Raw genomic sequence first — 3790 nt, 5'->3', positions numbered from 1 at the left:
GTTGAAGAAGTGAAACAATTCATCGATTTCCTGGCGATGTACAAAATGAATGTGCTTCACCTGCATTTATCAGACGACCAGGGCTGGCGAATTGAAATTAAATCGTGGCCAAAACTTACAGAAATTGGTGGCCAAACCGAAGTAGGCGGTGGCGAAGGTGGTTTTTACACACAGGAACAATACAAAGAGTTGGTTCAATATGCTGCTGATCGCCAGATAATGATCGTTCCTGAAATTGATATGCCGGGACATACCAATGCGGCACTTGCATCGTACGCCGAACTGAATTGCGACGGCAAAGCCCGCGAGCTTTACACCGGAACCGAGGTTGGATTCAGCACACTTTGTACCGATAAAGAAATTACTTACCAGTTTATTGACGATGTAATCCGCGAGTTGGCTGAAATAACTCCTGGAGAATACATCCATATTGGTGGCGACGAATCGCATGTTACCGCCCACGACGACTATGTATATTTTGTGAACCGGGTTCAGGAAATCGTAAAAAAACACGGCAAAAAAATTATCGGCTGGGACGAAATTGCCAACGCCAAACTAATTGATGATGTTACCGTACAATTCTGGGCCGATGTTGAAAACACCACAATGGGCGTTGCAAAAGGTGCGCAGGTATTAATGTCGCCGGCAGCACGCGCTTACCTAGATATGCAGTACGATTCAACAACTCATCTGGGCTTGCACTGGGCGGGATACATTGAGGTTGATCACGGTTACGACTGGGATCCGGCAACGCTGGTTGAAGGCATTACAAAAGAAAACATTCTGGGAATTGAAGCTCCGCTTTGGTCGGAAACTGTTACCAATATTGATGAAGTGGAATACATGGTTTTCCCTCGTCTGCCGGGATATGCCGAAATTGGCTGGACAGCACCGGGAGAAAGAAGCTGGGACGAGTATAAAACACGTTTGGCAAAACACGGCAAACGTTTCGAAGCATTGGGCATTGATTATTACAAATCGGCGCTGGTTCCGTGGGAAGAATAGAAGAATAGGATTGGATAAAATAAAAAAACGGGTTGCAGAAATGCAGCCCGTTTTTTTATATCTGAAAGTCCCCATCTTTATATGTGTATTGCCGTTTGAGTTTCGTCCGGGAGAACCATCTGGCTTCGATCTGCTTTCTTCGCCGGACAATTTCCCTTTTGGTCTATTTCATCCCGGCGCTGCGCACCGGGTTATTCACATTAGACGCTTCCAGCGTTATAAGAACTTGCAATTGCGACATTGCAGGTCAATAAACTCGTCTTAACTTTGTAATTCATCTCAATATCCCGAAGGGATAAAATGTGACTAACCTCGGGTGAAACCCGGGGTTGATCTGTGGTAATTTAAAGGCGCAATCAGTAAGCTGTTCACAATGCACAATCGTTGTGTGCGCCTTGTATTCTGGCCATTTATATGAAATTCTGTTAACAGACTTTACTTTCATTCATATTGGTGATTCCCGTGAATCATGATTGTTTTATTTAAATTCTACCTTCGCAATACTTCCATTGCTTCCGGCGGCAAAACCGGCAAGTTTCCCGGGAATTGCTCTAAAAGTATAATAACCGTCATCGGAAAGAAAGTTCCAGTTAATACCTCCATCAGTTGAGATATCGCAACCGGTTTTCCCGATAGCGAATACAAACGAATCGTTTTCCGTTTTCACCTCCTGCACACACGAGCGGTACTCTTTTGGCATTTTTACCGCAGGCTGCCAGGTCACTCCACCATCAAAAGTATAAGAAGCAATATTGGTATTCAATTCCGGTTGGTCATAAATTCCACCAACGATGATTCCCTCTTTATCATTTGTAAAAGCAACAGAAAATATTCCTGATGATGCCAGTCCGCGAACCATTGGCGTTTTACTTACATTCCACGATTTTCCAAAATCATCAGAATAAAACACACGCGCGGCTTTTCCACCACTGGCAATCCAGGCCTTTCCTGTTGGCAAATATTCAATACAGGTATTTGACGCGGCAAAGTTGGCTTCTCCCGCAACCACTTCCGGAAGATCTGTAACCTGCTCCCAGGTATTTCCGGCATCTTCTGTTCGCAACACAAAAAACTTTCCGTCAACCGGATCGCTAACCGCCAAACCATTTTGCGCATCGGCAAATTTTACCGAGTTAAAAAACAAACCACTTGTTGTGTCACTAAAAACCACATTCCAGGTAGCTCCACCATCAATGGTTTTGTAGCCAAAATCAGGGCCGGCAACACCAAAAACGGTGGCCATATTTTCGTCCCAGGCATGAATGCTCCTGAAATCGTTTTGTTCAGCTCCCGGTACCGATACATCTTCCCAGCTGTTTCCGCTATCAGTCGACACCAACACAGTTCCTCCCGAGCCACTTGCCCAAACAGTGTTTTCATCAACTACATGCAAACCACGTAAACTGGCTTCAGTATTCGTATTAAGTTCTGAAAAAACAACAGCGGCTGGTTTTTTAGGAGTTAGCGTACAAGAAAATAAAAGCAAAATAAAAGCGGAAGTCAGAAGAAATTTCATCTATGTATATTTTTTTATAAAACTAAAATAAAAATAATTGTAAGTTTATGGGATCAGAAACCTTTTCTGTATAACTTAAATCATAATCTAAAACCAACAAAATGAAACGACTTATTTTGCCGTTCCTTTTATCTCTTTTCATTACTATTTCGTACGCCCAGAAATACGATACAAACTGGAAATCGATTGATAGCCGCCCCATACCGCAATGGTTCGAGGATGTAAAGTTTGGTATTTTTATTCACTGGGGGGTTTACTCGGTTCCGGCCTGGGCACCGGCCAATGCCGATATTGGCGTTTATGCCAAATACGCCGAATGGTATGGCTTCCGGATTAACGACAATAGCAAAGCCGGCAAACTTTTCCGCGACTACCACAACAAAATTTATGGTGAAGATTTCCTCTATCAGGATTTTGCCCCTCGGTTTAAAGCGCAACACTGGAACCCGGAACAGTGGGCCGATTTATTTAAACGCGCCGGAGCAAAATATGTGGTACTTACATCAAAACACCACGAAGGATTTACACTGTGGCCAAGCGCCCAAAGCTGGAACTGGAATAGCGTTGACATTGGTCCGCACCGCGATATTTGTGGCGATTTAACCACTGCTGTTAAAGATGCCGGACTGCACATGGGATTCTACTATTCGCTTTACGAGTGGTACAATCCGCTTTACCATAACAACCTGCAAAAATATGTCGATGACCATATGATTCCGCAGATGAAAGACCTGGTTACCAGCTACGAACCGGATATTTTATGGACCGATGGCGAATGGGATCACCCTAGTGAAGACTGGAAAAGCACGGAGTTTTTGTCCTGGCTGTACAACGATTCGCCGGTAAAAGACCGGATTTGTATTAACGACCGCTGGGGTAAAGAAACACGTAGCAAACATGGTGGATTTTATACAACAGAGTACGATTTAGTTCACGATGGTAAAAGTGACAAATTGGAAAAAGCATGGGAAGAGTGTCGCGGAATAGGAACTTCATTTGGGTATAACCAGATGGAGACCGTTGAAAATTACATGAGCTCCGAAGCACTCATTCATTTACTGATTGAAAAAGTTGCCGGAGGAGGCAATCTCCTGCTTGATGTTGGCCCAACTGCTGATGGTCGCATTCCTGTAATTCAGCAACAACGCCTGCTTGATATTGGCAAATGGCTGGAGACAAACGGCGAGGCAATTTACGAAACCAGAACATGGGACGGTGCTGAAGATAATGATATCGCTGATGTATATTTCACAAAAAAAGGGAAGGATT

At 43.9% G+C, this 3790-nt stretch carries 3 protein-coding genes; 2 read left to right on the top strand and 1 reads right to left on the bottom strand.

The features are described 5' to 3' along the window. A partial coding sequence (locus ABZB17_RS21360; protein WP_372653477.1) for a family 20 glycosylhydrolase occupies positions 1-1005 on the top strand: 1005 nt, incomplete at its 5' end. Positions 1006-1483: 478 nt separating this feature from the next. On the opposite strand, the gene ABZB17_RS21355 is transcribed toward ABZB17_RS21360, so the two are convergent. Further along, positions 1484-2521, bottom strand: a complete 1038-nt coding sequence (locus ABZB17_RS21355) for a WD40/YVTN/BNR-like repeat-containing protein (protein ID WP_372653474.1) — start codon at positions 2519-2521, stop codon at positions 1484-1486. Between the two features lie 101 nt (positions 2522-2622). On the opposite strand from ABZB17_RS21355, the gene ABZB17_RS21350 reads away from it, so the two are divergent. Continuing rightward, the coding region (locus tag ABZB17_RS21350) for an alpha-L-fucosidase (protein WP_372653472.1) at positions 2623-3790 on the top strand (1168 nt) is incomplete at its 3' end.

The sequence above is a fragment of the Draconibacterium sp. genome (assembly GCF_041583095.1).
In the GTDB taxonomy this organism is placed as follows: domain Bacteria; phylum Bacteroidota; class Bacteroidia; order Bacteroidales; family Prolixibacteraceae; genus Draconibacterium.
Note: the sequence above shows the minus strand (reverse complement) of the source record. Positions and strands in the feature narration are given on the sequence as shown.

Excerpts from the sequence above, each read along its gene's own strand:
- ABZB17_RS21355 (WP_372653474.1), bottom strand. The coding sequence starts at position 2,521 with ATGAAATTTCTTCTGACTTCCGCTTTTATTTTGCTTTTATTTTCTTGT.